28 protein-coding genes and 2 riboswitches are annotated in these 25,567 nt (G+C 60.6%); of the genes, 2 read left to right on the top strand and 26 right to left on the bottom strand.

Annotation, left to right across the window (positions count from 1 at the left end):
- Positions 1–16: 16 nt before the first annotated feature.
- The 18 genes from G454_RS0116230 to G454_RS20665 all read right to left on the bottom strand — a co-directional run bounded on the left by G454_RS0116230 (position 17) and on the right by G454_RS20665 (position 14,757).
- The gene (locus G454_RS0116230; protein WP_027719403.1) at positions 17–637 is read right to left on the bottom strand and encodes a phosphoribosylanthranilate isomerase; all 621 of its coding nucleotides are present in this window, start codon (positions 635–637) and stop codon (positions 17–19) included.
- A 14-nt stretch (positions 638–651) separates the two neighbouring features.
- Complete coding sequence (gene trpC / locus G454_RS0116225; protein ID WP_027719402.1) at positions 652–1,434, bottom strand: indole-3-glycerol phosphate synthase TrpC; 783 nt, start codon at positions 1,432–1,434, stop codon at positions 652–654.
- Complete coding sequence (gene trpD, locus G454_RS0116220) at positions 1,431–2,465, bottom strand: anthranilate phosphoribosyltransferase (protein ID WP_027719401.1); 1,035 nt, start codon at positions 2,463–2,465, stop codon at positions 1,431–1,433. The genes trpC and trpD overlap by 4 nt, the downstream gene beginning before the upstream one ends.
- Positions 2,462–3,112, bottom strand: coding sequence for an anthranilate synthase component II (locus G454_RS19930; RefSeq protein WP_051276646.1), 651 nt, complete (start codon positions 3,110–3,112; stop codon positions 2,462–2,464). The genes trpD and G454_RS19930 overlap by 4 nt, the downstream gene beginning before the upstream one ends.
- 20 nt (positions 3,113–3,132) lie before the next feature.
- On the bottom strand, positions 3,133–4,686 hold the full coding sequence (gene trpE, locus G454_RS0116210) for an anthranilate synthase component I (RefSeq protein WP_027719400.1): 1,554 nt from the start codon (positions 4,684–4,686) through the stop codon (positions 3,133–3,135).
- Between the two features lie 191 nt (positions 4,687–4,877).
- Positions 4,878–6,062: an MFS transporter gene (locus tag G454_RS0116205; protein WP_027719399.1), complete on the bottom strand. Its 1,185-nt coding sequence runs from the start codon at positions 6,060–6,062 to the stop codon at positions 4,878–4,880.
- Between the two features lie 17 nt (positions 6,063–6,079).
- Positions 6,080–6,586, bottom strand: a complete 507-nt coding sequence (locus G454_RS0116200; RefSeq protein ID WP_084413567.1) for a HEAT repeat domain-containing protein — start codon at positions 6,584–6,586, stop codon at positions 6,080–6,082.
- Positions 6,587–6,604: 18 nt separating this feature from the next.
- On the bottom strand, positions 6,605–8,368 hold the full coding sequence (locus G454_RS0116195; protein ID WP_027719397.1) for a dynamin family protein: 1,764 nt from the start codon (positions 8,366–8,368) through the stop codon (positions 6,605–6,607).
- A gap of 29 nt (positions 8,369–8,397) precedes the next feature.
- Positions 8,398–8,829, bottom strand: coding sequence for a universal stress protein (locus G454_RS0116190; protein WP_027719396.1), 432 nt, complete (start codon positions 8,827–8,829; stop codon positions 8,398–8,400).
- Positions 8,830–8,841: 12 nt separating this feature from the next.
- A complete protein-coding gene (locus G454_RS0116185) occupies positions 8,842–10,026 on the bottom strand; it encodes a cation:proton antiporter (protein WP_027719395.1) in 1,185 nt (394 codons plus the stop codon).
- 64 nt (positions 10,027–10,090) lie between these two features.
- Positions 10,091–10,156: riboswitch (Fluoride riboswitch) on the bottom strand.
- Between the two features lie 66 nt (positions 10,157–10,222).
- The gene (gene aroH / locus G454_RS0116180) at positions 10,223–10,600 is read right to left on the bottom strand and encodes a chorismate mutase (protein WP_035108173.1); all 378 of its coding nucleotides are present in this window, start codon (positions 10,598–10,600) and stop codon (positions 10,223–10,225) included.
- A 25-nt stretch (positions 10,601–10,625) separates the two neighbouring features.
- Complete coding sequence (locus G454_RS0116175; RefSeq protein WP_027719393.1) at positions 10,626–11,045, bottom strand: HutP family protein; 420 nt, start codon at positions 11,043–11,045, stop codon at positions 10,626–10,628.
- Between the two features lie 13 nt (positions 11,046–11,058).
- On the bottom strand, positions 11,059–11,523 hold the full coding sequence (locus G454_RS0116170; protein ID WP_211230144.1) for a hypothetical protein: 465 nt from the start codon (positions 11,521–11,523) through the stop codon (positions 11,059–11,061).
- A 37-nt stretch (positions 11,524–11,560) separates the two neighbouring features.
- Positions 11,561–12,301, bottom strand: coding sequence for a pseudouridine synthase (locus G454_RS0116165; protein WP_027719391.1), 741 nt, complete (start codon positions 12,299–12,301; stop codon positions 11,561–11,563).
- A gap of 43 nt (positions 12,302–12,344) precedes the next feature.
- A complete protein-coding gene (locus tag G454_RS0116160; RefSeq protein ID WP_027719390.1) occupies positions 12,345–12,881 on the bottom strand; it encodes a nucleoside recognition domain-containing protein in 537 nt (178 codons plus the stop codon).
- A gap of 3 nt (positions 12,882–12,884) precedes the next feature.
- A complete protein-coding gene (locus tag G454_RS0116155; RefSeq protein WP_027719389.1) occupies positions 12,885–13,478 on the bottom strand; it encodes a nucleoside recognition domain-containing protein in 594 nt (197 codons plus the stop codon).
- Positions 13,479–13,582: 104 nt separating this feature from the next.
- Positions 13,583–14,029 (bottom strand): GerW family sporulation protein, encoded by a 447-nt coding sequence (ytfJ, locus tag G454_RS0116150; RefSeq protein ID WP_281168488.1) that lies wholly within the window; start codon positions 14,027–14,029, stop codon positions 13,583–13,585.
- A gap of 182 nt (positions 14,030–14,211) precedes the next feature.
- Positions 14,212–14,757, bottom strand: coding sequence for a DUF2953 domain-containing protein (locus G454_RS20665; RefSeq protein ID WP_027719387.1), 546 nt, complete (start codon positions 14,755–14,757; stop codon positions 14,212–14,214).
- A gap of 119 nt (positions 14,758–14,876) precedes the next feature.
- Here G454_RS20665 and G454_RS0116140 point away from each other — a divergent pair, with 119 nt between their 5' ends.
- On the top strand, positions 14,877–15,539 hold the full coding sequence (locus tag G454_RS0116140; protein WP_027719386.1) for a hypothetical protein: 663 nt from the start codon (positions 14,877–14,879) through the stop codon (positions 15,537–15,539).
- 8 nt (positions 15,540–15,547) lie between these two features.
- Here the strand turns inward: G454_RS0116140 and G454_RS0116135 are convergent, their stop codons facing one another.
- From G454_RS0116135 to lysA, 5 genes are all read right to left on the bottom strand, one after another.
- Positions 15,548–15,937: a hypothetical protein gene (locus tag G454_RS0116135; protein WP_027719385.1), complete on the bottom strand. Its 390-nt coding sequence runs from the start codon at positions 15,935–15,937 to the stop codon at positions 15,548–15,550.
- Positions 15,938–15,996: 59 nt separating this feature from the next.
- Entirely contained in the window at positions 15,997–16,974 is a 978-nt protein-coding gene (gene trpS / locus G454_RS0116130) for a tryptophan--tRNA ligase (RefSeq protein ID WP_027719384.1), read from the bottom strand.
- Between the two features lie 19 nt (positions 16,975–16,993).
- On the bottom strand, positions 16,994–17,584 hold the full coding sequence (locus G454_RS0116125) for a site-2 protease family protein (RefSeq protein WP_169719395.1): 591 nt from the start codon (positions 17,582–17,584) through the stop codon (positions 16,994–16,996).
- A 28-nt stretch (positions 17,585–17,612) separates the two neighbouring features.
- Complete coding sequence (locus G454_RS0116120) at positions 17,613–20,246, bottom strand: CBS domain-containing protein (protein ID WP_027719382.1); 2,634 nt, start codon at positions 20,244–20,246, stop codon at positions 17,613–17,615.
- A 114-nt stretch (positions 20,247–20,360) separates the two neighbouring features.
- The gene (lysA, locus tag G454_RS19920) at positions 20,361–21,710 is read right to left on the bottom strand and encodes a diaminopimelate decarboxylase (RefSeq protein WP_051276632.1); all 1,350 of its coding nucleotides are present in this window, start codon (positions 21,708–21,710) and stop codon (positions 20,361–20,363) included.
- Positions 21,711–21,826: 116 nt separating this feature from the next.
- Positions 21,827–22,014, bottom strand: a riboswitch (Lysine riboswitch).
- 153 nt (positions 22,015–22,167) lie between these two features.
- Here lysA and G454_RS0116110 point away from each other — a divergent pair.
- Entirely contained in the window at positions 22,168–22,467 is a 300-nt protein-coding gene (locus G454_RS0116110; RefSeq protein ID WP_027719381.1) for a carbohydrate-binding protein, read from the top strand.
- Positions 22,468–22,496: 29 nt separating this feature from the next.
- Here G454_RS0116110 and G454_RS0116105 read toward each other — a convergent pair whose 3' ends face one another.
- Genes G454_RS0116105 through G454_RS0116095 form a run of 3 tightly spaced genes read right to left on the bottom strand, consistent with a single transcriptional unit; the run spans position 22,497 to position 25,545 of the window.
- Entirely contained in the window at positions 22,497–23,471 is a 975-nt protein-coding gene (locus G454_RS0116105; protein ID WP_027719380.1) for an acyl-CoA dehydratase activase, read from the bottom strand.
- Positions 23,468–24,556 carry a CoA protein activase gene (locus G454_RS0116100; RefSeq protein WP_027719379.1) on the bottom strand — a complete coding sequence of 363 codons (1,089 nt, stop codon included), beginning with the start codon at positions 24,554–24,556 and terminating at the stop codon, positions 23,468–23,470. Before G454_RS0116100 ends, G454_RS0116105 begins: the two co-directional genes overlap by 4 nt.
- The gene (locus G454_RS0116095) at positions 24,553–25,545 is read right to left on the bottom strand and encodes an acyl-CoA dehydratase activase-related protein (RefSeq protein ID WP_027719378.1); all 993 of its coding nucleotides are present in this window, start codon (positions 25,543–25,545) and stop codon (positions 24,553–24,555) included. The genes G454_RS0116100 and G454_RS0116095 overlap by 4 nt, the downstream gene beginning before the upstream one ends.
- Between the last annotated feature and the right edge of the window lie 22 nt (positions 25,546–25,567).

Here is a 25,567-nt window from a genome sequence, read left to right as displayed (position 1 = left end):
CCATGGTCCTCCTTTCTCAAAGCACCGCCTTTTTAGCTTCCGCAATGAAAAGCTTCACCTTTTGGGGGTCCTTCCTGCCCGGCTGCCCCTCCCTTTCCACACCGCTGGAAACGTCAACCCCGTACGGCTTGAGAAGGGCCACGGCCCGGGCCACGTTCGCGGGCGTAAGGCCACCGGCAAGGATAAAGGGCCTGGGAAACCTCAGGTCTCTTACCAGCTCCCAGTCAAAGCTCCTGCCCGTGCCCCCGGGACGCGCGGCATCGTAAGTGTCCAGCAGGAACGCCTGCACCGGGTAGGCCTTAAGGGAAGCCGCGTCAAGGGATTCCCTGACGCGCAAGGCTTTAATTACCCTGCGCCCCACCCCGCGGCAATACTCCGGAGGCTCGCTGCCGTGCAGTTGCACGGCATCCAGGCCGCAGGACTCCGCCACCGCCCGCACCTCCTCCAGAGGGGCATCCACAAACACGCCCACGCGCACTACAAAAGGCGGCAGCTCGCGGCAAATTCGCCCCGCCTCCTGGGGGGTCACGCGGCGGGGGCTGGGAGCAAAGACAAACCCTAGGGCATCTGCCCCTGCTTCCACCGCCAGGAGGGCATCCTCAAGGTTTGTTATCCCGCAGATCTTCACCCTCACCACGGTGCCCTCCCTCCTCACGCGCTACCCAGGAGCTCCTTTACTTTTTGCTCCGGATCGGGAGCAGTTACCAGCGCCTCCCCCACCAGGGCGGCGTCAACGCGGTGCTCCAGCAGCGCCAGCATCTCCCGCCGCGAGGCAATACCGCTTTCGCTGACCACCACCACTTCCGGGTCGCTTATTTCCTCCCGCAGGCGAAAGGTGGTGGCAAGGTCCACGGTAAAGGTGCGCAGGTCCCGGTTGTTGATGCCCACCATGCGGGCGCCGGAATCGAGGGCGCGCCCTAGCTCTGCCGACGTGTGCACCTCCACCAGGCAACTTAATCCCAGCTCGCCGGCCAGATGCTGAAAACTCCGCAGCTTCCCGTCGTCCAAAATGGAGGCTATGAGCAGGACGGCATCGGCCCCCAGCCAGCGCGCTTCGTAAATCTGGTACGGGTCTACGATAAAGTCCTTCATTAAAAGGGGCAGCTGCGTTTCCCTTCTCAGCAGGGGAAGGAAAAAACGGTGGCCGTAAAAGAAAGCGTTATCAGTAAGCACGGAAATGGCCCGCGCCCCCGCGCGGCTGTACAGGCGCACCAGCTCCACCGGCTTTAACCCCTTCCTCAGCCATCCCTTTGATGGGGAGGCCCGCTTGACTTCGGCAATGAGGCTCACTTCCCCCGGGTGCCTCAGGGCCCCGGCCAGGTCCCGGGGAGGGGGCAAATCTCCCACGGCGGCTACGAGGCCGGCCAGGGGGCGCACTTCCTGGCGGCGCTGAACCTCCCTTTTCTTTTGGGCCACGATTTTTTCCAGTATCACAGGCTGGCCACCTGCCGCGCGGCACGGTTGGTGAAGGAAACCAGCTCCTCCAGCTTGGCCAGCGCCGCACCGCCGTCAATGCTTGCGGCGGCTAGGTACAGGCCCTCCCGCAGGTCGGCAGCCCTGCCGGCTGCCACCAGGCCCAGGGCAGCGTTGATGAGCACCGCATCCCGGCGGGGCCCGGGGGCGCCCCGCAAAACCTCCCTGACGAGAGCGGCATTTTCCGTGGGTGTACCTCCTGCCAGGGCCTCCACGGGAGCGCGCGCAAAGCCGAAATCTGCGGGGTCCAGAAGGTACTCGCTTATCTCGTCCCCTTTAATTTCGGCCACCACTGCCGGGCCGGCCAGGGAAACTTCGTCTGTGCCACCGGCTCCGTGTACCACAAAGGCGCGCCGCGTGCCCAGCCGCACCAGCACCCGTGCCATAAGGGGCACAAGAGCGGGGTCGTAAACCCCCACCACCTGCGCCTGGGCGCCCGCAGGGTTGGTCAAAGGTCCCAGGATGTTAAAAACCGTGCGGATGCCAATCTCCCGCCGCGGGCCGGCAGCGTGCTTCATGGCCACGTGCAGCACCGGCGCAAAGAGAAAAGCAATGCCCACCCTATCCAGGCATTCCTCCAGGGCCGGCGGCGAAAGCTCTAAATTTACCCCCAGGGCCTCCAGCACATCGGCCGAGCCGCAGCGGCTGGAAACCGAGCGGTTACCGTGTTTGGCCACCGGAACGCCCGCCCCGGCCACCACGAGCGCTGCGGCGGTGGAGATGTTAAAGGTGCCGCTGCCGTCACCCCCAGTACCGCAGGTGTCCACCACCAGGGGGTGCCGCGTGCGCACCTGCACGGCGTGGCGGCGCATGGCCCGGGCAAAGCCGGTTATCTCCGCCGCCGTCTCGCCCTTTAAGCGCAGGGCGGTGAGAAAGGCGCCAATCTGGGCGGCGGTGGCCTGCCCGGACATGATCTCGTCCATGACCTGCTCGGCTTCGGTTTCGCTGAGGTCGCTTTTGGCTATCAGCCTTGCGATAGCTTCCCGGATCACGAGCGCTCATCTCCTCTCCGCGCAAACGAAGTTTTTACCCGTACGCTCCCGGCCCAAGAGCCCGCGCGGTGGCGCAGAAAATTGGCCAGCAGTTCCCGCCCGTGCTCCGTAAGAATTGATTCCGGGTGAAACTGCACTCCCTCCACGGCAAAGTGCCGGTGCCTTAAACCCATAACCTCGCCTTCTGCCGTCCAGGCGCTGACCTCCAGGCAGGGGGGGATACTCCGGGCGTCTACCAGGAGGGAATGATACCTGGTGGCCACAAAGGGAGAAGGCAGCCCGGCAAACAGCGTGCGCCCGTCGTGGTAAACGGGCGATGTTTTGCCGTGCATGAGGCGCCCGGCCAGCACCACCCTTCCCCCAAAAGCCCGGCCGATGGCCTGATGCCCCAGGCACACTCCCAGGATGGGCACCCTGCCGGCCAGGCGCTTCACCGCCTCCAGAGTTACCCCGGCTTCTTCAGGGCCGCCCGGCCCCGGGGAGATAACCAGGTGGGTGGGAGAGCGGGCCTCGATCTCCTCTACGGTTATCTCATCGTTGCGCCAGACCTCCACCGGAACGCCCAGCTCTCCAAAGTATTGCACCAGGTTGTAGGTAAAAGAATCGTAGTTGTCGATGATGAGCAGCCGCAGGGCACCTGAGGGCATTTTTCCCACCTCCCTCCCTCTTAGCCGCTCTTTAAGGACTCCAGCACGCACAGCAGGGCCATGGCCTTGTTCACGGTTTCCTGGTACTCCCTCTCCGGGTCTGAATCCGCCACAATACCCGCCCCGGCCTGCACGTAAGCCCGGCTGCGGTGGAAGATAAGGGTACGGATGGTAATGGCCATGTCCAGGTTGCCGTTGTAACCTAAGTACCCCACCGCCCCGGCGTAAGGGCCGCGCCTCTGGGGCTCCAGCTCTTCGATGATTTCCATGGCCCGCACCTTGGGGGCCCCGGAAACGGTACCGGCAGGAAAGCACGCCCACAGGGCATCCAGGGACGTCTTCCCGGGGGCCAGCTTGCCCCGCACGGAAGAAACCAGGTGCATGACATGGGAGTACCTTTCCACTACCATGAACTGGGGTACGGTTACCGTACCCGGCTGGCACACCCTTCCCAGGTCGTTGCGGCCCAGGTCCACCAGCATGACGTGCTCCGCCTTTTCTTTGGGGTCGGCCAGGAGTTCTTTTGCCAAAAGCTCATCCTGGAGGGCATCCTTTCCCCGGGGCCGCGTGCCGGCAATGGGGCGCGTTTCCGCCTCCCCCCCTTCGACCCGCAAGAGCATCTCCGGCGAAGAGCCGGCTATGATCAGATCCCCCAGCTGTAAGTAATACAAGTACGGCGAGGGGTTCAGGCGGCGGAGCAGGCGGTAGGCGGCAAAGGCGTCTCCTTCAAAGGGCACCTGCAGGCGCTGCGAGAGGACCACCTGCAATATATCCCCTTTGCGGATGTATTCTTTGGCCTTGTGCACCCGCGAGACGAATTCTTCCGCGCTCATGTTGGACCGCGTCAGAGCCGGGCAGCCGGAGCGGTCCGGCTCCAGGTGCAGGCCGGGCTTACCGGCGCCAAGAGGGGCCTCTTCCTCCATCAAGCGGCAAACCTGCTCGATCCGCCCCACCGCCTCTTCGTACTCCCTCCCCCTCCCGGCGCCCGGCAGGGTGTTCACCACGACCTGCAACGTGTGCTTCAGGTGATCGAGGATGAGCAGGGTGCCGGTGAAAACCAGGAACACCTCGGGCAAGCCCAGATCGTCTTCGGCCACGGCGGGCAGGCGTTCCAGCCAGCGTACCAGGTCATAGCCCAGGTAGCCCACCGCCCCCCCGTAAAAGCGGGGCAGTCCCGGCAGGGCAGGTGCGCCGAAAAAGCGCATTACCCACTTCAAGATCTCGACAGGGCTGCCTTCAACCACCAGCGAGCCTTTCGGCCTCTCCTGCGGGGTCAGGCCACCCTGCGCAAGCGCAACGACAAGATTTTCCCGGAAGGCGCCCGGTGGGGCAACGAACTCACCCACCCTTCCCCTGTGGCGGTAGACGGCCAGTGGCTCTATGCCGACGAAAGAGTACCTGGCCAGCTTCTCGCTACCCTCCACGCTTTCCAGGAGAAAGGAAAATTCTCGCTCCCGGAAGCGGGCATAAAGGGTTACCGGAGTTTCCGTGTCCGCCCCCAGTTCCTTGGCTACAGGCACCAGGCGGTATTCCCCGGCCAGCCGCGCATAATCGTCCCTGGTGGGGAAAAACACCCTTTCACCCCCATTACAAACGCAAAAAGCCGGTGCTCCACATGAGCACCGGCGCATCTGCCGTTACCAGCAAAAGGCCCGCCTCGGCTCATCTGAAGCTCCCCTCAGGCTCAACTCTCCTCAGCTCGTCGCCCTCTTATGCGGTTGTTCCTCACTTACAAGGCCATATTACCATGAGCCGGTACACGGGGTCAAGATTTTTTTGCCAGCTTCAGCGTAAAAAGAAGTAAGGCTGCCGCCAGTAGCTGCAAGGCCGTTACAAAAGGCGCTATATATCCCGGTAACCGGTCGTAGAGAAAACCCAGGGCGGCGCTGCCTGCAAACCATGCCGCGCCGTAAGCCGTGTTGAAAATGCCGTAGGCCAGACCGCGCTGCCGGGGCGGGGTCATGTCGGCCACCGCCGCCCGCATGGTGGCCTCCTGCAGGCCCATCAGGGCACCCCAAATAATCATTCCCGCCACTGCCGGCCAGTGGCTAGAGGAAAAGGCGAGCCACGGCAAGAAAATGGCTAGCAGGGGAAAAACAAAAAGAGACCTTAGCCCTGCGCGGTCGTAGCACCAACCAGCTAAGAAAGCTACCCCGCCGTCGATACCCATGGCAAAGGCATAAAGGAGGGGTATGTAGGCATCGGGCAAAACGCTTTGCTCCTTAAAGTGAAAAGAGAGCAGCTGAAAATGCGGGTACCCCATTACCGCGGTAACGCTAAAAGCAATGTAAAGCCAAAAAACCGGAGGTAACTGCGGAGCAGGAGACAACTCCTTTTCGTGATAGCGTTCCATAACCCGCGGATCAGGAAAAACCAGGCGCGCCCTAGCTAAAGTTCCCAGGGCCAAAATGGCCGGCAGGATGAGAACGGCAAAGCCGATCCGGTAATCTTTGGCCAAATAAAGAGCAGCTGCCACCAGAAGCGGCCCGCCCACAGCCCCTATCTGGTCCAGCGCCTCGTGCACGGCAAAGCCAAAGCCGCGCCCCACCTGTGAGGTGGCGTAGGAGAGCATGGCGTCCCGGGCCGGCGTGCGTATGCCCTTTCCCGCCCGCTCCAGTATCAACAGCCCTGCCGCCACCTCCCACCGGCCGGCCAGGGCCAGGGCCGGCACGGCCAGGAGGTTTACGGCATAGCCCAGGGCAGTCACCAGCCAGTACCTTTCCGTGCGGTCGGCCAGGTAGCCGGAAACAAGGCGCAGGCCGTACCCCAGAAATTCTCCTAAGCCGGATACAAAGCCTACTACCGCAGCGCTAGCCCCCAAAAGGGCTAGGTAGGGTCCCGTAATGCTCCGCGCCCCTTCATAGGTCACATCGGCAAAAAGACTCACCAGGCCCATAATCACAATGAATTTGACGGCCTGGCTCTTTACCGCTTTTTTCTCATCATTCACCTTTAGTGCCCTCCCTTTCACTTAAGGCCAAGCCTATTGATTAATTCCGCAGCCTTCTCCCGCACAACGGAGCCGGGATCGCCTTTGGCCAGGTGGCGTATCATATCCACCATCTCCTTTTTGCGCTTCTCCCCCGCAGTGGAAATTGCTTTCTCCAGAGCAGCCAGGGAAGAAAGGCGCACAATGTAGCTGGGATCCGCAGCGCCTTTTAGCACCAGCTCAGAAGCCTCATCGCCGCCAATTGAGCCGCAGGCCTCAACAACTGCCGCCCTTAAAAAGGGATCGCCGGCAGACGTATAGGCTTGCACCAAGGCCGCAACCGCTGGCAAGGCAGCCTTGCCCATGCGCCCAATCAACTCAGCCGCTCTTACCCTTGTCTCCGGCTCCGGGTGGTGCAGCGCCCAAACCAGCTTTGCCAGGTAGTCATCCCCAGCAGGGGAAGCCAACGCCGCACCGCAGTGGCGGCAGGTCCCGGCTTCGGCGGCATTGGCGCTGTAACAGCGAGGACAAAACCTGGTAACCATGGTTATCCCGGTGGCGTTTCAGAGAGCCGCCAGATCCTCGAGTTTTCTTCTTAGTTCGGCCAGCCTTTGCTTTTCCTTCTCCCACCTCTCCCTGGCCTGTTCCTGCTCCGCCGCGCTGGCTCTTTTCTCCTCCAGGGCCCTGGACAGGGCATTATTTAAGCTAAAGGTCACCGCATCGGCACGCAGGCGCAGTTCACCGGCCACGTTCCTTACCTTTTCCTTTAAGCTCTCTACCAGATCCGCCCGCACCCTTCCGCAGTTACGGTTAAGCAACTCGGCCAGCGTGGCGCGGGTCTTGGTTAAAATGTGCTTCTTGAGCAGAGATTTGGGAAGCAAGGAAGTCACGGTTAGCTCTTCAAAAGCGGGGATGAAGGTGGGATGCTCGTAAAAGTGGAAGTAAAAGTAACGGTCTCCAAGAATGTATTCTTTATAACCGGTCTTATGCACCTCTACTTGGAATATCTCCGCCGAAGCTGCCAGCAGGCGGTCAACGATTTCCTCAATCCGCCTGAAAAACCTTTGGGCTACACGGGCAAACTCTTGTTGCATGACTTCTTTTTCCTCTTCTCTTTTCCTTTCCAGAACCTCGAGGATAATGGCCTTAATGTATTCCTGGCTCAAGCGGGCCGTTTCCTTCAGGGAGTGTTTAGCAAAAGTTTCCTGCACGAATTCCTCCAGGCGCGCGGCAAGCTGGGGAAATACCTCGCGCTCAAAGGCCGCCATATCTTCAGCCACCCGCTCGGCCAGCTTATCCACATCACGGTAGAGGAGGTGAATGCTGTCCTCCCTCTCCTGCTCTAGATGCGCCAGCTCGGCTTGAAAGGCGGCAATTTTCTTCTCCAGGCCCTCCATAGATTCTTCCATGCCGCGCTTCCAGATATCCAGCCCCAGCTCCAATTCATTCAAGATGCGCAGGGCCCGCGAGGCGGTAGCCGAGATAATGAGGCGGCCCTTTTGATTTCTAATCAGCTCTTCCACCAGCCGCTCCAGTTCGGCCATGCCGCTGGCAGCCATTTTTTCCGTACTACCGCTCTCCTTCCCCTCCAGGGCCGTGCGTGCCGAAAGAGGCATCAGGGTAATGTCTTGCAGTTTGAGGTGCTCTTTCAGGAGGTTGCGGGTGAAATCGGCGGCCTCGGCCAGATCGCTCTCGCTGGCAATATCGGCCTTGTTGAGCACGAAGATAATCTTGTGCACGTGGTGGCGGATGTCCCGCAGGTAGTCAAGCTCTCCCTTGCCCAGCGGGGCGTCTACGGAGATGACAAAAATCACGGCATCGGCCCGCGGCAGGTACCCGTAGGCAACTTCGGTATTGTGGGCATATGCCGAGCCGACTCCCGGGGTGTCCACCAGAATAATCCCGTCAGCAAGGAGGGGCGAAGGGTAGAAAACCTCCACCTCCCGCACCTTTTTCACGTTGCGCGGATTTTCTTTCTCCGTCACGTAGAGCACAATATCAGCAACGGGCACTGCCTCCACACGCCCGTCCTGGAAGACGACTTTTGCCGAAGGCTCTGTACCGTAGCGGATGATGGTGGGAATGGCCGTGAGGGGTATAATTGCCGTGGGCAAGAGGCGGGCCCCTAAAAGGGCATTGAGCAAAGTTGACTTGCCGCGCTTGAATTCACCCATGACCACCAGGGTGAAAGATTCACTGGCCAGCCTGGCCAGGCTTTCGGAAAGCAGTTCCACGGCAAAGCTGTTTCCCTTTTCTTGCGCTATAGCTACCAGCTCCTTGATGGCGCCGGTTAAAACGGTTTTTTGCTCCCGGAAGCCTTCCAGCATAAACTCTCAACCCCTCGCCACTGAATTTTTCAATCCTCCTGGCCCTTTTCCACCAGCACGGCACAGGGGGCGTGGCGTACAACATAGGAAGAAACGCTGCCCATGACCAGCCTTTGGATGGCGCTCCAACCGTGGGAGCCTACCACAATGAGGTCGAAATTGTGCTCCCGGGCAAAGCGCACGATGGTCTCTCCTATGTGCCCAAAAGCCAGATGGGTATGTAGTTTTATGTTTTTCCAGGCTGCCCTGCGGGCCGCTTCTTCCAGCTCCTTCTGGTAAAAGTCCCTGGCTCTTGTCACCATATCGTCCACTTCCGATACGGTACCCGCGTAGTCAGGCAAATTGGCTACGGCCACCACATGCAATTCGCAGCCGCAGCACTGGACGAGTTCCAGGCCAGCCGCAAGGGCTTTCCTGGCATGAGGGGAGCCGTCATAAGCCACCAGCACTTTGCGATACATGTTCATCACTCCCTACCTGGATTTCGTCTCTATAAGTCTAGCCTTGCGGGTCTGGTAAGCTGCACTTTCTTCAGCCGACACACTTTCCGCCCGCGGGTAAAAGAAGGCCTGAGCAATAATGGTGGGGATAACTCCGCTGGCTATCACAACAGTAACCAAAACGGTGTACTGCTGCTGGTCTATAAACCCGTGGCTTAACCCGAAAAGGGAGGAAATGGTGCCAAAGGTGAGGCCCGTGGACATGAGCAGGGTGGTATAGGTGCCTTCCCGGGCTCCATAACGGAAGATCCAAGCCAGAGGCCATACCCCTACAAATTTGGCCGCCATTTTTACCAGGAGCAATACCAGGATCAAACCCAGCGAGGCCCAAACTGCCTGGAGGGAGATGTATAGACCGGCCTTCAGGAAATAAAAAGGCGTGAGCAGGGCAAAGGTAGCTGCCCTGATGCGGTAAAGCAGCTCCTTTTCTTTTTGGAAAAAGCTGGCCAGGGCCAAGCCCAGGAGGTAAGCCGGCAACACGGCCTCGCTGTTGGCCTTATTGGCCAACCCCCCTAAAACCAAGAGGACAAGGAGCACATACTTTACCTCAATCTGGCTGACCCGGTACCCAAACACCCTTTGGAACCCCGGCGTAACCCTGGGCATGAGGAAGAGGAAGGCTACCGTTATGGCTATAAACAACAGCATCCAATAGTCGTAGTTGGCAAAAAGCGCTCCCAGGGCCAGCACCGTGCCCAGGTCGGTTATGAAGCAGGCGGCCAGGATGGTCTGCCCTAGTTCTGTGTTGGAGAGCCCCGTCTCTACCATTACTGCGTACACAATAGCCACGGAGGTGGTGGAAAGGGCAATGCCGGCAATTTGCGCCGCCCTTAAATCCCAGCCCGCCACGTAGTAAGCGTAGGCAAAGGCCCCCAGGCAGGGGAGAAGAAAAGATGCAAAACCTATGCTCACACTTTCTTTAAACTTACTTTTCAATACTTCCGGATCCACCTCTGCCCCGGCCAGGAAGGTAAGCAAAATGGCCCCCAGCCCGGCTAAAAAATTCACCCACTCATTGACCTGGAGGCCCAAAAAGTTGCCCCCAATCACCCCCATCAGAATTTCCACCATGGCCACGGAAATACCGGTGCGCACGGATACCAGCCCCGCCGCCAGGGCCAGCCCCACCCAGACAGACGCTACCAGCCACGTGTTCAAAACTCACACACCCCCTAAAAAGTTTTGCACTAAAAAAGCCCCTACCAAAAACCCCTTTCAAGAGCTTTTGGTAGGAGCTATTAGCCCTCTTAACGGGCGCTTAAAGGCGAGCTCCATCGCCTCTTTGTGATTGTAGGCACCAAGGGCATTTTAGCACGGGCCGGCCCGCAATGTCAATCCTCTGGAAAAGCGTTAATTAAATTAAATCCTCCCGCAGCCGCGCTGCCTCGCGCAGGTAAACGTGCTTTATTTCCCGCTGGGAGCGGGCGGTATGGGCAAAAACCAGGACGCGGATGCACCTGGGGAGGCTCCCCGGCACGTTGATTTCCTGGGCGCACATAAGGGGCACGTACTTCCAGCCGGGCATCTTCCGGGCCGCCACAGCCGGAAATTCCGCGTTGAGGTCGGGGGTGACGGTAAAAAAAACCCCGGCCACGTCCTCAGGCTGCAGGTTATTTTCACCGACAATTGCTTCCAGCAACTCCTTCGTCGCGGCGACAATTTCTTCCGCCGTGTTCCGTTCTACCGTAACTGCCCCGCGGATACCGCGCAAAAAAATACTTGCCTTCTCCATCCTGCCATCCCCCATTGTGGCAATTTCACGAGGAAACGGCCCGGTGGCCCAGGCCGACGGCAACATCATCCAAGTGCAAAAGCCCCACGCCGAAAAACACGGCCACGCTGATGTGGTCCTGATAGCGGGCAATGCCGATTTTCCCGCCCACGTTGGAGCCAATGGCCTTGGCCATGATTTGGGAAAGGGCCTCCCGTGTAGCCCCGGCCACCGCGCCTTCCTCCGCGTGCACTTCCTTAATCACTCCCTCACGCTTTGCCGCCACCACCGCCCGCTCCACCACCTTGTTCAGGCAGGAGAGAAAATCCCCGCCGTAATCCACCGCGGCGGTGCGGTAACCTTCCCGGGCAAAGCGGGCCTTCAACTCCCGCTCCTGTTCCCTGTCCTCGCTCATGGCCATGGTTAAGGCCACACGGGCTACCTGCTTGCTGCCCGGCAGGGTCATAAGCCCACCTCGCTTACTTAACGTTGAGCTTGCGCTCCAGGTTGCGGCGGTAGTGGGTGAATTCTTCAAAAATGCGGAACATGAGCTTTTCCATCTCGTGCTTGCCTAAGGTAAGTGAAGTAGGGGAGATAATCTCTATTTTGCGGAAATCCTCCCTCACTACAAAGCGTACCAGGTCCTCCAGGGAATCGGCAATCACTTCCAGCACCACAGGCGCATAGGCTACCTCGCTGTCGCTCACGTCATCGTAAATGGTGTATACCTCCAGGCCCATGTCCACATCGCTGATGTGTACCCCCTGGATGGGCACGTGGCGCCAGTAGGTCACCTGCTGCTCCCTGGCCTCTTCGGCCACCTTCTCGACGGGCTTGTTGCCCCAGAAAAGGCGCCCCTTCTGGGGAACGCCTTTAAAGTCCAGCCTTACTCTTGCCCTAATCGGTTGGGAAGAGCCTTCCCCCGCCCCCGGTCCAGGCAGCAAAGGTACACCACCCCTACAAAATGATGCCTCTTTCAAGTTATTTCGCCGGTAAATCTGGAATTCCTGCCATTTCCCGCAACTGCCGAACTTCCCGGGGCGAAAGGTAACGGTATTGTCCCGGCTTGAGGCCCCGCAGGTTTAAAAAACCTACGCGCGTTCTGACCAGGCGCAGCACGGGGTGCCCGATGTGTTCGCACATCCTGCGTACCTGCCTCTTGCGCCCTTCGCGGATGGTAATTTCCAGGAGGGCGTTCCCCCTCACCTCTCCCAGCAGGCGCACCTCAGCCGGGGCGGTGCGCCCGTCCTCCAGGAGAACCCCCCTAGCCATCCGGGCAAGCTTCTCTGCACCCGGCACTCCCTCCACCAGCACCTCGTAAGTTTTGGGAACCTGGTGGCGGGGGTGGGTCAAGGCAAAGGCCAGCTCCCCGTCGTTGGTCAGCAAAAGGAGCCCTTCGCTGTCATAGTCAAGCCTGCCTACGGGGTACACCCGCTGCCTCACCCCCCGCAAGAGGTCCAGCACCTTTGGCCTCCCCTGGGGGTCCCTTACCGTACTCACGTAACCCCTGGGCTTGTAAAGCAAAATGTATACTTTCTTTTCAGGAGGCGGCAGTACCTTCCCGTTTACCTCAATAACGTCCTTTTCCGGGTCTACCTTGGTCCCCAGGCGGGTTACCACCCGTCCGTTAACCTTCACCATGCCGGCGGCTATCATCTCCTCACAGCGCCGCCGCGAGGCAATCCCCGCCCTGGCCATTACCTTTTGCAACCTCTCCTGCACGAGCCACCACCCGGGAATATTTTAACACGCCCCCAAGGCGTTATTACGGGTGAAAAAGCTTATTCACGATATAAACTGAGGCCACCAGGCTGGTAAAGTCCGCCATCAAGCCGGAAACAATGGCGTAGCGGTAACGGGTAATGCCCACAGAACCGAAGTACAGGGTCAGCACGTAAAAGGTGGTATCGGTGCTGCCCTGCATGGTGGAGACCAGCTGCCCGATAAAGCTGTCCGGGCCGTGGGTGGCTATGAGGTCGGTGGCAATGCCGAGGGCCGCACCGCCCGACAGGGGACGCATCACCGCATGGGGCAGCACCTCCGGGGGAAACCCCAGGGGATTCAAGAGAGGGGCAAGGAGATGAACCAGCGCTTCCATGGCCCCGGAAGCGCGGAAAACGTTGATGGCCACCAGCATGGCCACAAGGTAGGGGATGATCTTAACGGCAGTGTGAAAGCCCTGTGAGGCGCCCTCCACAAAAACCTCAAAAACGGGAATGCCCCTGGCCGCCGCGAGCAAGGGGATCAACAAGAGGAGCAGCGGAATCACCCAGCGGGAGATCTCGTCCAGCACTTCCAGCACGGCTTACGTCACCCCCCGCCCGTAAAAGTGCCGCAGGAGGCGGTCCACGATTACGGCCATGGTCATCCCGCAGGCGGTGGCGAAAATGGTCGTCCCCACAATGGCCGTGGGGTCGGCGGAACCGTAGATGGTCCTAATACCGATGATGGTGGTGGGGATGAGGGTGAGGCAGGAAGTGTTGAGGGCCAGGAAGGTGCACATGGAAGCGGTAGCCGTTTTCGGATCACCGCGGTTTAATTTCTGCAGTTCCTGCATGGCCACTAGGCCCATGGGGGTGGCGGCATTGCCCAGGCCCAGGATGTTGGCGCTGAGGTTCATGATGATGGCCCCCATGGCCGGGTGGTCGGGAGGCACTTCCGGGAAAAGAAAGCGGGTCACCGGGCGGACCAGGTAGGCCAGGGCACTTACCAGACCGCTGGCCTCCGCCAGCCTCATCATGCCCAGCCAGAAAGTTAAAATGGCCACGAGGTTAAGGGAAGTTTTAACTGCCTTGTCCGCCCCCTCCAGGACCGCCCTGGTCACCGCTTCGACCTGCCCGTGGGCAGCCGCCACAACGATACCGGAGACAATCATTCCCAACCAGATGTAATTGACCATAAAGCGAGAAACCCTCCCGGGGCCAAGCCTCGCAGCTTTATTCACATTTATGAAAAAAAGGGCGGGATTAGAACCGGCCCGGGAGAGCGGTTGCCGGTTGTTTCCTAAAAGGCCGCCCTCGTACCCCCGGGAGGAGCCGCCGGCACGGTGGAAGCAGCTTGCTTTTGCTCGCCGCGCTTGAAAAGGGACTGCAGCTGGGAAAGGAGTTGAGGTGCCAGGTCGATAAGCCTGTCTGCCAGCACGTTGCCGTCTATGGGCAGGAAGCGTATTTGCCCCTGCCCCACCACCAGAAACCCCACCGGCTGTACGGACATGCCCGCCCCGCTGCCGCCGCCGAAAAAAGGAAACTGCTCGTTTTCCTGCGCCTGCGCCTCTATCTCGCCGCCACCGGCACCGAAACCGCAGGCCACGCGGCACACGGGCACGATCACCGTGCCGTCCGGCGTTTCCACGGGGCTGCCTACCACCGTGTTGACATCCACCATTTCTTTGATGGTTTCCATGGCCGTTTTCATGAGGCTTTCAATGGGATGCTGCTGCTCCGCTGGCACGCCACCGGTCACCCCTTCTACGCGCACTGACGTTTTATGGGTTAATATGACCTGAAAGCCGGAAATTATACAGGGCAGCAGGCAGGCATCAGTGTTGATCGCGCACGACGACTTCCGGCCGTAAAGGGGCGGAGCTCCGGCGGTGAGGGCGGGATCATCCTCCCATTGGTCAGGGGCCAACGCTACCTGGAGAAGGCCGCCTTTAAGGCAGCCAGCAAGATGTAACCTGCTCTGGTGGTAAAAACGCCGCAAACCCAAAGGTCAAGCCCTGCCCCGGTAAAGCAGGGCATTACTTTTATTTGCGGCAGGCAGGTAAAGCCGGCCAAAAAGCGGGCTAGCAGGGCGAGGACGAAGCCCTTTACGGACCAGAGGCCGCCCACGAGCACGCCTGTAAGGGCTGGGTCACCGGAGCCAAGCGCAGTGTACCACTCCAGGCGGCGGATGTCCACGTGTTTCAGGAGAAAGGCCAGGCCGGCCCTGTAACCTTTCCTCCCCAGCAGGCGCACCAGGAAGGAAAGGAAGCTTTTTTTCTTTTTCCTCCCCCGCCCGGACACGGCAGGCCCGCGGGGAAAGGGGCGAAGAGGAATCCTGAGTCCAATCCAAGTGCTTAAAGCAAGCTCCCACTCCCCCCGCAGGCCCCGGTAGCGGCACCTCACCTCCAGGGTCAAGGGCATAAAAGCCAGGAGAAGGAGAAGCAGGAAGAGGAAAGCGGATGCGGCTATGAGCACTGCTGCCCACCACGTTATTTTTTGCCGGTCCTTGCAAAGTATGTGCTAAAAAGCCCACCTTGATACGGTTGGCAAAAGCCAATTACAATTAAGTAAAGAGAGGCTGGTGTTGCCAACCAATGGGAAAAAAGCGCGTAGCCTGGAGCAGCACGCACCAGGAATTTTTAATTTCCGACGCCTATTATTTTTCCCGGCTGGCCCGTGGGGCGCTTGAAGAGGGCCTGCTCATTGAAGAAGTGGACGACTTTGCAGAGCTTTTCTCTTATGATACGGTGGTCTTTAACTATCCGGAATCACCTTTCAGCCACAGGGAAATAGAAGCCATTAAAGAAGGCGTGATCGGCAGGGGAAAGCGCGTCATCTTTGCCGCTCACTTTCAAAACAAAGATGACGTGGCCCGCATCTGCACGGAAGTTTCCCGCCACTTCGGCATCCTGGTTTTAAACGACCAGGTTACGGACGGTACAAACCACCTGGAAGGCGACCCCTACCGGTTGGTAACCTCACAGGTCCTGGCCTACAACCGGGGGGTCTGTAAAGTCGTCTTCCCTTACAGTGCCCCCCTAGAGGTGCTGGACGGGGGCACCCTGCCTATCCTGCGGGGGATGGAAACGAGCCGCACTTCTAAGGGCCTCCCTTCTCCCGTCCTGGCCGCGGAAAGGACCTTCCCCTCAGGGGGCGCTTTTGTGCTCTGCGGGAGCTGCATTTTCTGGGATAATTACTCCATTACCTTTGGCGATAACTTTCGTTTTGCCCTTAACCTCCTAAAAGGCCTGCGCTAGCCGGGGCCCTACCTGAGGACCACCGGCACGCAGGCCAGAACCTCAAACCCGTTCTCCCGCGCTGCCACCACCTCCAGGCGTGCCGCCACCGGCTCCGCCCAGAGGCCGTATTCCAGGCAGGTTTCAAATTCGGTAAGACCCGTCCTGCCCACCCGCAGGACCCTTTCTGCCAGCACTTTCCCCTCCGCCGTTACCAGCCGCACCCGCACCTCCCGGTCGGGGTGGCGGACACTCCCGGCCACCCACAGGGGGTTGCTCACCTCTTCCCCGGCCAGGGGGCGCAGGATAACCGCCTCCCCGCCCTCCCGCATGGCCGGCCTGTAATCCCTAGAGGCCAAGGCTATACCGCAAAGCAAGGCCACAAAAAGGGCCCCGATGAAAAGCCTCCTGTAGCGCAAAAAAATCCCCTCCGGCCAAAATTATTTGCCGGAAGGGGGGTAATCATGCCGCCCGATTTTTATATACCCATGGCCTCCCGCACAAGACCGAGCGTTTCGGAAGCCTCTTCCCGCGCCCGGCGCGTGCCCTCGCGCAGCACCTCTTCTACGAACCCCGGCTTTGCTTCCAGCTCTTTCCGCCGCTCGCGCACGGGAGCCAGCAGGGCCTCCAGGGAACCCGCCAGAAGCTTCTTACAGGGCACGCAACCCACGCGCCCCGCCCGGCAGTCTTCCTCAATTTCCGCCAGGCGCCGGGAGGTATATATGCGGTGGTACTTGTGTACTACGCACACCTCCGGGTGGCCGGGGTCAGTCTTGTGGATGCGGGCCGGGTCGGTGATCATGGCATTGACCCGGCGCCAGATTTCTTCGGGTTCGGCCATGATGGGAATGTCGTTGGCATAGCTCTTGCTCATCTTGCGCCCGTCTACGCCCGGCAGCACGGGTATCCTGGCCAGGATGGCCTGGGGCTCGGGAAAGACGGGGCGGTACAGGTGGTTGAAGCGGCGGGCCAGCTCGCGGCAGAGCTCCAGGTGGGGCAGCTGGTCCTCCCCCACCGGTACCCCCTCGGCCCGGTAAAGCAAGATGTCGGCGGACATCAGGACGGGGTAGCCCAAAAAGCCGTAGGTCATGATGTCCTTGCCTTTCTCCCGGAACTGCTGCACCTGGTCTTTGTAGGTGGGGACCCTGTACAGCCAGCCCAGGGGGACGATCATGGAAAAGAGGAGGTGCAGCTGGGCCGTCTCCAAAACGCGCGACTGCACAAAAAGGACGCTTTTCTCCGGGTCCAGCCCTACGGCCAGCCAGTCGAGGACCATCTCACGGGTATTGCCCTTTATCTCCTCCGTGCGGTCAAAGGCCGTGGTTAGGGCGTGGAGGTCGGCCACAAAAAAGAAGCACCGGTGCTTCTCCTGCAGCTCGCGCCAGTTCTCCAGGACGCTTAAGTGACCAATGTGGAGGCGTCCGGTGGGTCTCATGCCACTTAAAACCCTCAACATTACACCCAGCATCTCCTTCCTAGAAGATCAGGCTGACGGCCTTGGCCAGGGACATGAAGGCGCGATAAAGGGGGTGGATGATTACCCCCAGGACGCGCCCGATGATACCGGTAAAAAGCAAAAATAAAAGGATGATGGTCCCGTAGGACTCCAGGGCGTACAGCCAGGCCTGCCTTCCGGGCAAAAGGCCGGCCAGGATTTTGGAGCCGTCCAGGGGTGGCACGGGCAGGAGGTTAAAAACGGCCAGCACAATGTTAATGCGGATGATGGCGGTCAAGATCTCGTAGCCGTAAGGCAATGCCCAGCCCCCCAGGCCCAGCAGCACCGCCCCTACTAAAGCCAGCACCAGGTTGGCCGCCGGCCCGGCCAGGGACACCAGTACCATACCCCGGCGCATATTACCCCGGAAATTGTAAGGGTTTACGGGCACCGGCTTGGCCCACCCGAAACCCGCCACGAACAACAGGATGAGGCCAATCACGTCCACGTGCGCCAGGGGGTTGACGGTCAGCCGCCCGTGGTAACGGGGCGTGGGGTCGCCCAGGCTATCCGCCACCCACCCGTGGGCCAGCTCGTGAAAGGTAAGCCCTAAAACCACCGCCGGCAGCATAATGCCCACTTCATAGGGGCTGGGCAAGCTAAACAAGGCCATCCTCCCCCTGGCGGCGCCGCAAAAATTCCTGCACAAAGGCCTTTTCTTCTTCGCTGGTCTTCACGAGGCCGTCCAGCTTGGCCCGTCGGACGGCATCCAGGGCTTCCCTAAAAAGCGGCCCGGGACGGTAACCCAGGCTCTTGATAAAGGAGCCGTCAACCGTAGGCCGGCTGTTCTTCACCAGCAGCAGCACCTGGTGAAAACGCTCCCGCACCCGGTTCTCGCCGGCAAGGGCGAGGACAAGGGGGTAGGCCTCCCGGGGCAGGGCGAGCACCTCCTCGGCCAGGCGGCTCCTGGGCGCTTGCTCGTACTGGCCCAGCAAACTTAAAACCCGGGGCCAGGCCTCCAGGGTGGCCAGGACTTTCTGGATCTGGCGCTTGTTAAAGTGGTAGCGCAGGCATAATTCTTGCGCCGCGTCCGGGCTGCTGCGGTGCACCACGGCCAGGAAATAGCAGAGCCAGCGCTCCCCGCAGGGAAAGCCCCACTCTTCCAGAAGGGCCAGGGCGTCGCCCAGCTCGCCGAGCACCCCCTGCACCTGCCAGAAGTCCACCTCGCGGAAAATAAAGGGCCACAAGCCCAGCTGGTGCAGGCGCAGAAGCATTTTCCCCGCCTTTTCCTCCGCGAGAATGTGCTTTGTTTCCTCCCAGAGGCGCTCACGGGATACGCGGTTCAACACTTCCCGGCGCACGGCCTCGTGAACCAGCTTTAACGTCTGCGGCTCTATTTTAAACCCGTAGCGCTGCTCGAAGCGCACGGCCCGCAGCAGGCGCGTGGGGTCTTCGATAAAACTTAAGTTATATAATACCCTGATGAGCCCCTCCTGTAAATCCTGCCTCCCGCCGAAGTAATCTATCAGCTCCCCAAAGCGCTCGCCGTTTAAATCGATGGCCATGGCATTGATGGTAAAGTCACGGCGATACAGGTCCTGGCGCAGGGAAGAACTCTCCACCCGGGGCAGGGCTGCGGGATATTCGTAATACTCTACCCTGGCCGTGACCACGTCGACCTTAAAGCCGTCGGGGAAGACAATCTCCGCCGTGCCAAACTTGGGGTGGGAGCGTAAGGTGACCCCGTAATGCCGGGCCATCTCCCCGGCAAAGGCTATGCCGTCGCCCTCCACCACCAGGTCCAGGTCGAGGTTCTCCGCCTTCAGCAAGATGTCCCGCACTACTCCCCCGGCAATGTAGACCTTGCAGCCCATGCCCGCCGCAATTTCCCTGGCCTGGCAGACGAGTTCCCATTCCCGCTCCCCCAGCACGCGGCGCATGAGCCCGGCCACATTGCTCCCCGCGCTGGAGACGTGGCCGGCGTAGAGGGTGCGGTAGCGCGAGGGAAGCTCGCCGTGCATGGTGCGCAGGACATCCGTGCGGGAAACAATGCCCACCAGGCGACCGTTGTCCACCACCGGCACGCGGCCAATGTCGTGCTCGATCATCAGCTGCATGATTTCCGTGACCGGGACGTCCGGGGTGACCCAGATGACATTGTGGCTCATGAAGCCCTTGACGGGGGCGTGGCTGAGCCCGTGGAGGTTTGCCTTCTCCACATCCCGCCGGGAAATGACCCCCACCAGCCGGCCGTCCTCCACCACCGGCAGGCCGGTGTGCCCGTAGCGCAGCATGATGCGCCCGGCCTCGTTAATGGTGGTGGCAGGGGTGACCGTTTTTACCGGGCTGGACATGATCCCCGCCGCCGTGAGGGGGGGCCTTACTTTTTGCTCGATAACCTGGCGCAGCTTTTCCGCCACCCTGGCCAGGGGCACCCCTTTTACCGTGGCGGAAGCCGCCGCCGGGTGCCCGCTGCCCCCGAAGGAGGCCAGTATCTCCTGCACGTCCACCTGGGCCACCTTGCTGCGCCCCACAATATGCACGCGATCCTCCATTTCCACCACGGTAAAAACGGCATCGAGCCGCTCGATCTCAGAAATGGTGTGTGTGAGCACGGCCAGCCCCACCACAAACTCGTCTACGGCAGCCGTGGCCAGGAGGACCTTCACGCCGTTAACCTGGTAGCGCTGCGCCGAGAGCAAAAGCGACTTTAAAAGGGACTTTTGCTCCTCCGTCATGGGGCGCCCCAGGAACTCGGCCACCACCCCGAGATTGGCCCCCTTTTCCAAAAGAAAGGCGGCGGCGGCCAGGTCCCGCGGCGTGGTATTGGTGAAGACCAGCGACCCGGTATCGCCGTATATGCCCAGGGCCAGGATGGTAGCCTCCAGGGGATTAAGGGGAATCCCCTGCTCGCGGATTTTCTCCACCAAAAGGGTTACGGTGGCCCCCACATCCTCCACCACCTCCACCGTGCCGCGCACATCGCCCTCGGCCCAGGGGTGGTGGTCGTAAATATGTACCTCCACTCCGGGACGTTTCAGCACCTCCGCCAGCTTGCCCAGGCGCCGCGGGTTCTTGGTGTCCACCAGCACCACCAGCCGCACCCTTTCGAGGTCGACGTCCCGCAGGCTGGTCACGGCCAGGGCGTCCTTGTGTAGGGCCATGAACTCCTCCACGTTGCGGGAAAGCTTTCCCGGAAAGACCATAAGGGCTTCAGGGTAAAGCTTCTGGGCGGCCACCATGGCCGCCAGGGCATCCAGGTCGGTATTGGTGTGGGTAGTAATGATCTCCATGCGCCAAACACCCTTTTTAATGTCCGGCTGCGCCCCCGTTAAATTTTATAACAAACCGCTGCAAGATAAAAGAAGCACCCCAAAAGGGCAGGGTGCTTTTTGGGGAAAATGCGCTTAGTTTACCGCACATACCGGGTCTTCCGCCGGGTGCTTTTTGCACAGCCTCTCCGGCATTACGTCGTTGCGCACGATATCCTCGTATGTCTCGCGCTTTAAGATTAGCTCCGCGCGGCCTTTCCTGACCAGTACCATGGCCGGGCGGGGGAGGCGGTTGTAATTCATGGACATGGAATAGTTGTAAGCCCCGGTGCAGCTTACGGCCAGGATGTCCCCCGGCTCCACGCGCGGCAGGGCGATATCCCAGATGAGCATATCCCCCGACTCGCAGCACTTCCCGGCAATGGACACCACTTCTTCCGGCGGAGCGGAGGCTTTATTGGCCAGGCAGGCCTCGTACCTTGCCCGGTAAAGGGCCGGGCGGGGGTTGTCACCCATGCCGCCGTCCACAGCCACATACTTGCGCACCCCGGGGATGTTTTTTACCGCGCCCACCGTATAGAGGGTGGTGCCGGCAGGGCCGCTGATGGAGCGCCCCGGCTCTACGATAACCCTGGGCACGGGAAGGCCAAGGGCCAGCGCGCTCTCGCGCACGGCGCCCACCACCACATCGGCATACTCGGCAACGGAGGGCGGCTGATCACCGGCGGCGTAGTAAATACCCAGGCCGCCGCCGAGATCCAGCTCCTCGAGCACCCAGCCCGTCTCCCTTGCGGCCAGGGCGGCAAACTCCATCATTACCCGGGCGGCGTGGGCGTAGGACTCCAGCTCAAAAATTTGCGAACCGATGTGGCAGTGCAGGCCGCAAAGCTCAATGTGGTCCAGCTCCAGGGCCCTCTTGACCCCCTCCAGGGCCTGGCCGTTTTCAATAACCAGGCCGAACTTGCTGTCGATCTGCCCGGTCTTGATGTACTCGTGGGTGTGGGCTTCAATGCCGGGCGTAAGACGCAGGATCACCCGGGCTCTGGCTCCCATGGCCGCGGCCAGCCGCTCGAGCATTTCCAGCTCGTAGAGGTTATCCACCACGATGCGACCGACGCGGGCTTCCAGGGCCAGCTGCAGTTCCTCCCGCGACTTGTTGTTGCCGTGGAAGTAAACCCGCTCCATGGGGAAGCCGGCCTTCAAAGCCGTGTAGAGCTCCCCGCCGGAGACCACATCCATCCCCAGGCCTTCCTCCTCCACCAGGCGGCAGATGGCCGTGGTGAGGAGGGTTTTGGCGGCGTAAATGACCTCCGCCCCGTATTTTTGGCAGAAGGCCTGGTAATACTCCCGGCAGTTCTGGCGAAAGAGTTCCTCGTCCAGCACGTAAAGAGGGGTACCAAAGTTCGCCGCCAGCTCTACGGCATCGCAGCCACCGATCTCCAGGTGGCCCCTGCTGTTAACGGTCATGGTACCGTGAAACCTCATATGTTCCGGAAAACCCCCTGTGTTGATTTTTGGGCCAGGCCAAATAAAGAAGGCGGCTACTCCTCCGGGCCGCCTTCCCTGTCGTACCTAAAAGGACGCTGCCGCTATCCGCATAGCGGTGAGATAGCGCTCCACCCGGCTGCTCTTGAAACCGGGTGACAGTCCGGCACCTCTTTGGTGACGGCCCAGCCCGGCTGCCCCGGGAAAACAGCCGGACTTCGGCGGTCAACCCTTTCCCCCGCCCTCACCGGAGTCCGGCCCCTCCGGCAGGGTACTCATGTTGCCCGCAACCTCTACCCCACCCCCACGAAATAAAGAGATGAGGTACTATAATATGCGGTTTTGCTTTTGTAATTTTACACGGTGGCAAGGCACACGTCAATAATTAATGCATAGAGCAGACATTGCTAGGAGAACATAAAAGGTGAAATTTGAATACCAAGGGAGGTAGGTAGTCTTGATCCAGGCGTGGCATGACGTACCTAAGGGTGTGGAGGTGAAGCCTGCCGGCTTTAACGAAGTAAACATCATTTACAACGGCCTCCTGGCCAATTGCGGGGCCGACCAGGTCTACCTCCACTACGGCTTCGGCGACCCCTTAAAGTGGCAGAATGTGAACACCGTGCGCATGGACCGCACGATGCGGGGCTGGGAAGCAACGGTGCGCATGCTCAACAGCACCATGTCCTTTTGCTTTAAAGACTCGGCCAATAACTGGGACAATAACAACGGCTATAACTGGACGGTACGGGCTTAAAAAGGCGGGGCCAGAGCTCCCCGCCTTTTTTATCCGACATTCTGTAAGCCCAGGGAGCTGGACCAGCGCCCGCAGCGATCCCCCCAGCGGGCAAGGACCTCCCCGCCTTCCCGAAGCTCTACCACCTCGCAGGCGTTCGGGCAACCGCCGCATTCAAAGCCGGCGGCCTGAAAACGCGCCTCGGTAACCCCAAAGCCTTTAAATTTGCTGGGCCGGCGCGCGGCCATCTTTTCCCTCGCCAGGAGTGCCGCCCCTACCGCGCCCATAACATGGTAGTAAGGCGGCACGATGACCTCCATTCCCAGGGCCTTCTCAAAAGCCCTTTTCATGCCCGCATTGGCGGCCACGCCGCCCTGAAAAACCACCGGCGGCAGGATTTCCTTACCCTTTCCCACGTTATTAAGGTAGTTGCGCACCAGAGCTTCGCACAATCCGGCCAGAATGTCGGCAAGGCTGTAACCCATTTGCTGTTTGTGAATCATGTCCGACTCGGCAAAAACGGCACAGCGACCGGCTATGCGCACGGGGGCAGAAGACTGCAGCGCCAGGCGCCCAAAGTCTTCGATGGGTATGCCGAGGCGTGCCGCCTGCTGGTCGAGAAAAGAACCTGTACCGGCAGCACAGACGGTGTTCATGGCAAAGTCCGCCACTATGCCGCCGCGCAGGATGATCAGCTTGGAGTCCTGCCCGCCAATTTCTATTACCGTCTGCACCCCCGGCACAAGGGTGGAAGCGGCAACGGCATGGCTGGTTATCTCGTTTTTAATTACGTCGGCGCCCGTCACCAGGCCTGCCAGGTAGCGCCCGCTCCCCGTAGCCCCCACCCCCAGGACGGAAACTTCCGCCGGCAGGCGCCGGCGCAGCTCGCCCAGCCCCTCCTGCAGGGCGCGGATGGGCTGCCCCCTCGTGCGCAGGTAAACCGCTTCGCAAACTTCCCCCCGCTCGCTGAGGAAAACGATGTTGGTGCTCACCGAGCCCACATCAATTCCCAGGTATCCCCTCACCCTTCTACCCCCTTTCTCCCGTGCAGGAGATCTACAAAAGACTCCAGGCGGGTAATGAGCCCCGCCTCCCCGGAATGCTCGTCCACGACAATGGTTAGAACGGGTATGCCCAGCTCGGCCTTCAACTTCGGCAGAATGCTGGCCGCCACGATCTCCGGCATGCAGGTGAACGGCATCAGCTGGATAACCCCGTCGTAGCCTTGCGCGGCGTACAGCGCGGCGCTACCCACCGTTTCCTGCCCGTGCCCCCCCACAAAGTGATTAAGGTAGGGGGCGGCTGCCCGGCAGGCCGCCTTTCTCGTGCGCCGACCCCCGGCCAGGCCAAACAGGAGGTGATCGTTTATCCACTCACTGAGGTAGATGGAGCGGTCGACCTCCACCCCCATGTGCCCGAGCTTCCTCTCCAGGTCGTAGTTAGCAAAGGGTTCCAGGAGGGTAAAGATCTCCCCCACTATGCCCACCCGCAGCACCGGACGGTACGCATCAAAGGCCACTTCCGACATAATGCGGTGCGCCTGCTCGGCAGCTTTCGCCATGTCCCGCGGGTGCCTTACAGCGGCCACGATTTTCAGGGCTTCCCCAAAGGCCCTGTCCGTGCTCCCCCTGCGTACCTCCCGCGGGCGCAGGTAGTGGGCGCGCCTTTCGAGCTCGTCCAGCAGCCTCGCCTTTTGAAAACCAAACCATATGGCCCTGGCCACCTCCAACCACGAGCGGTGACCGGTAATGTACTTGATTTTCGCCAGGAGTTCCCCCGCGTGCCTCTGCGGCGGCTCCATGACCACCAGGCGGTAGCGGTACCCCAGATCCTCCAGGATGGCGTGCTCTACTTGGGCGTAATAGCCGAAGCGGCAGGGGCCGCAACCGCCGGCCATAAGGATGGTATCCGCGCCCAGTTCCCGGGCCTCTATGAAGTTACCCAGGTTAAGCTTCAAAGGGAGGCAGGCAAACTCGGGAGCGTAGCGAGAGCCCAGGGTTAACGTGCGCTTGGTGGTGGGCGGCGGCACCACCACCTCCACTCCAAGGTACTGCAGCATGGCCGCCACGCTCACCCACAGGTGCCCCATGTGGGGAAAGGTAACTTTCATGAGGCACTTCCCTCCTCACGGTACTTCTTTCGCCGCTCCACCATATCCAGAAAGGCTTCCAGGCGCGTGACCATCCCGGCCTCCCCGCTGTGTTCGTCCAGCACCAGGCTCAGGAAGGGAAGACCCATGCGGTGCGCCCGGCGGGCAATGAACTCCCCCGCAAAGGAATCCGGACCGCAGGCAAAGGAGGAAACGTGGATCATACCGTCAACACGGCCCCACTGGAGGTAATGATAGGCGGCCCCTACCGTGCGCCGCCCCAGCGTCCAGAAAAGGCGCTTGGGCAAATGCGCCGCACCCCGGCACACGTTTTCCTCGCTCAGGCTGTCGGCGGTGATCACCTTTATCCCCCTGCGGCCAAGCTTACCCAGGAGATCCATGCTTACAAAAGCGTCGTAGATGTTGTAAGGATGCCCGATAACCGCCACCAACGGTGAACCCATGGTGTCCCGGGGGGCAGCAGCATCATGCCTGCCGCGCAGTGCGGCAAGTGCTTCTTCAGGAAAGAGGCCGCTTTCCAGCAGCCTTTTGTACTGCTGCTGAACCCGGCAGGCCCGCCGGTAAGCAGCCAGCACCTGCCACGGCGGATACCCTAGCGCGCGTCCCAGCGCGGCAAAGAAGTGGTAAGGGCTCCCCCCGCGGTACAAGTTCAGGCCGGGGCTGAGAAGCGGTGGCAGCCCCTTTATGCTGTGCCCCACCATTTCCGGCAGGCCGAGGAACTTGGGGCAAATATATTCCCTGGCGGCCACGCTTACCAGGCGGGGCAAAAAAATAGCATCTACCCGGTCTTTCAGTTCCAGCACGTGGCCCACGGCCACTTTTACCGGCAGGCACACGTCATCTGCGGCGTGCTCCAGGCCCCGGTCTAAAATGGCCTTGGTGGTGGGCGGGGAAATCACCACTTCCGCTCCCAGGGAGACGAAAAAGGCCTCCCACCACGGGAAGTAATGGTAATACAGCAGGGCGCGGGGGATCCCTATCCTTGGCAACGGTGCCCACCTCCTCTTTGAT

Origin of the sequence: Desulfovirgula thermocuniculi DSM 16036 (genome assembly GCF_000429345.1) — a bacterium.
GTDB classification, from domain to species: Bacteria; Bacillota; Desulfotomaculia; order Desulfotomaculales; family Desulfovirgulaceae; genus Desulfovirgula; species Desulfovirgula thermocuniculi.
This window is presented reverse-complemented; position numbering and strand designations above follow the sequence as displayed.

Excerpts from the sequence above, each read along its gene's own strand:
- trpS (WP_027719384.1), bottom strand. The coding sequence starts at position 16,974 with ATGTTGAGGGTTTTAAGTGGCATGAGACCCACCGGACGCCTCCACATT.
- G454_RS0116155 (WP_027719389.1), bottom strand. The coding sequence starts at position 13,478 with ATGGTCAATTACATCTGGTTGGGAATGATTGTCTCCGGTATCGTTGTG.
- G454_RS0116120 (WP_027719382.1), bottom strand. The coding sequence starts at position 20,246 with ATGGAGATCATTACTACCCACACCAATACCGACCTGGATGCCCTGGCG.
- lysA (WP_051276632.1), bottom strand. The coding sequence starts at position 21,710 with ATGAGGTTTCACGGTACCATGACCGTTAACAGCAGGGGCCACCTGGAG.
- G454_RS0116125 (WP_169719395.1), bottom strand. The coding sequence starts at position 17,584 with ATGCTGCCGGCGGTGGTTTTAGGGCTTACCTTTCACGAGCTGGCCCAC.
- G454_RS0116190 (WP_027719396.1), bottom strand. The coding sequence starts at position 8,829 with ATGTATCGCAAAGTGCTGGTGGCTTATGACGGCTCCCCTCATGCCAGG.
- G454_RS0116195 (WP_027719397.1), bottom strand. The coding sequence starts at position 8,368 with ATGCTGGAAGGCTTCCGGGAGCAAAAAACCGTTTTAACCGGCGCCATC.
- aroH (WP_035108173.1), bottom strand. The coding sequence starts at position 10,600 with ATGGAGAAGGCAAGTATTTTTTTGCGCGGTATCCGCGGGGCAGTTACG.
- G454_RS0116200 (WP_084413567.1), bottom strand. The coding sequence starts at position 6,586 with ATGGTTACCAGGTTTTGTCCTCGCTGTTACAGCGCCAATGCCGCCGAA.
- G454_RS0116100 (WP_027719379.1), bottom strand. The coding sequence starts at position 24,556 with ATGAAAGTTACCTTTCCCCACATGGGGCACCTGTGGGTGAGCGTGGCG.
- G454_RS0116175 (WP_027719393.1), bottom strand. The coding sequence starts at position 11,045 with ATGACCCTGCCGGGCAGCAAGCAGGTAGCCCGTGTGGCCTTAACCATG.
- G454_RS19930 (WP_051276646.1), bottom strand. The coding sequence starts at position 3,112 with ATGCCCTCAGGTGCCCTGCGGCTGCTCATCATCGACAACTACGATTCT.
- G454_RS0116140 (WP_027719386.1), top strand. The coding sequence starts at position 14,877 with ATGGGAAAAAAGCGCGTAGCCTGGAGCAGCACGCACCAGGAATTTTTA.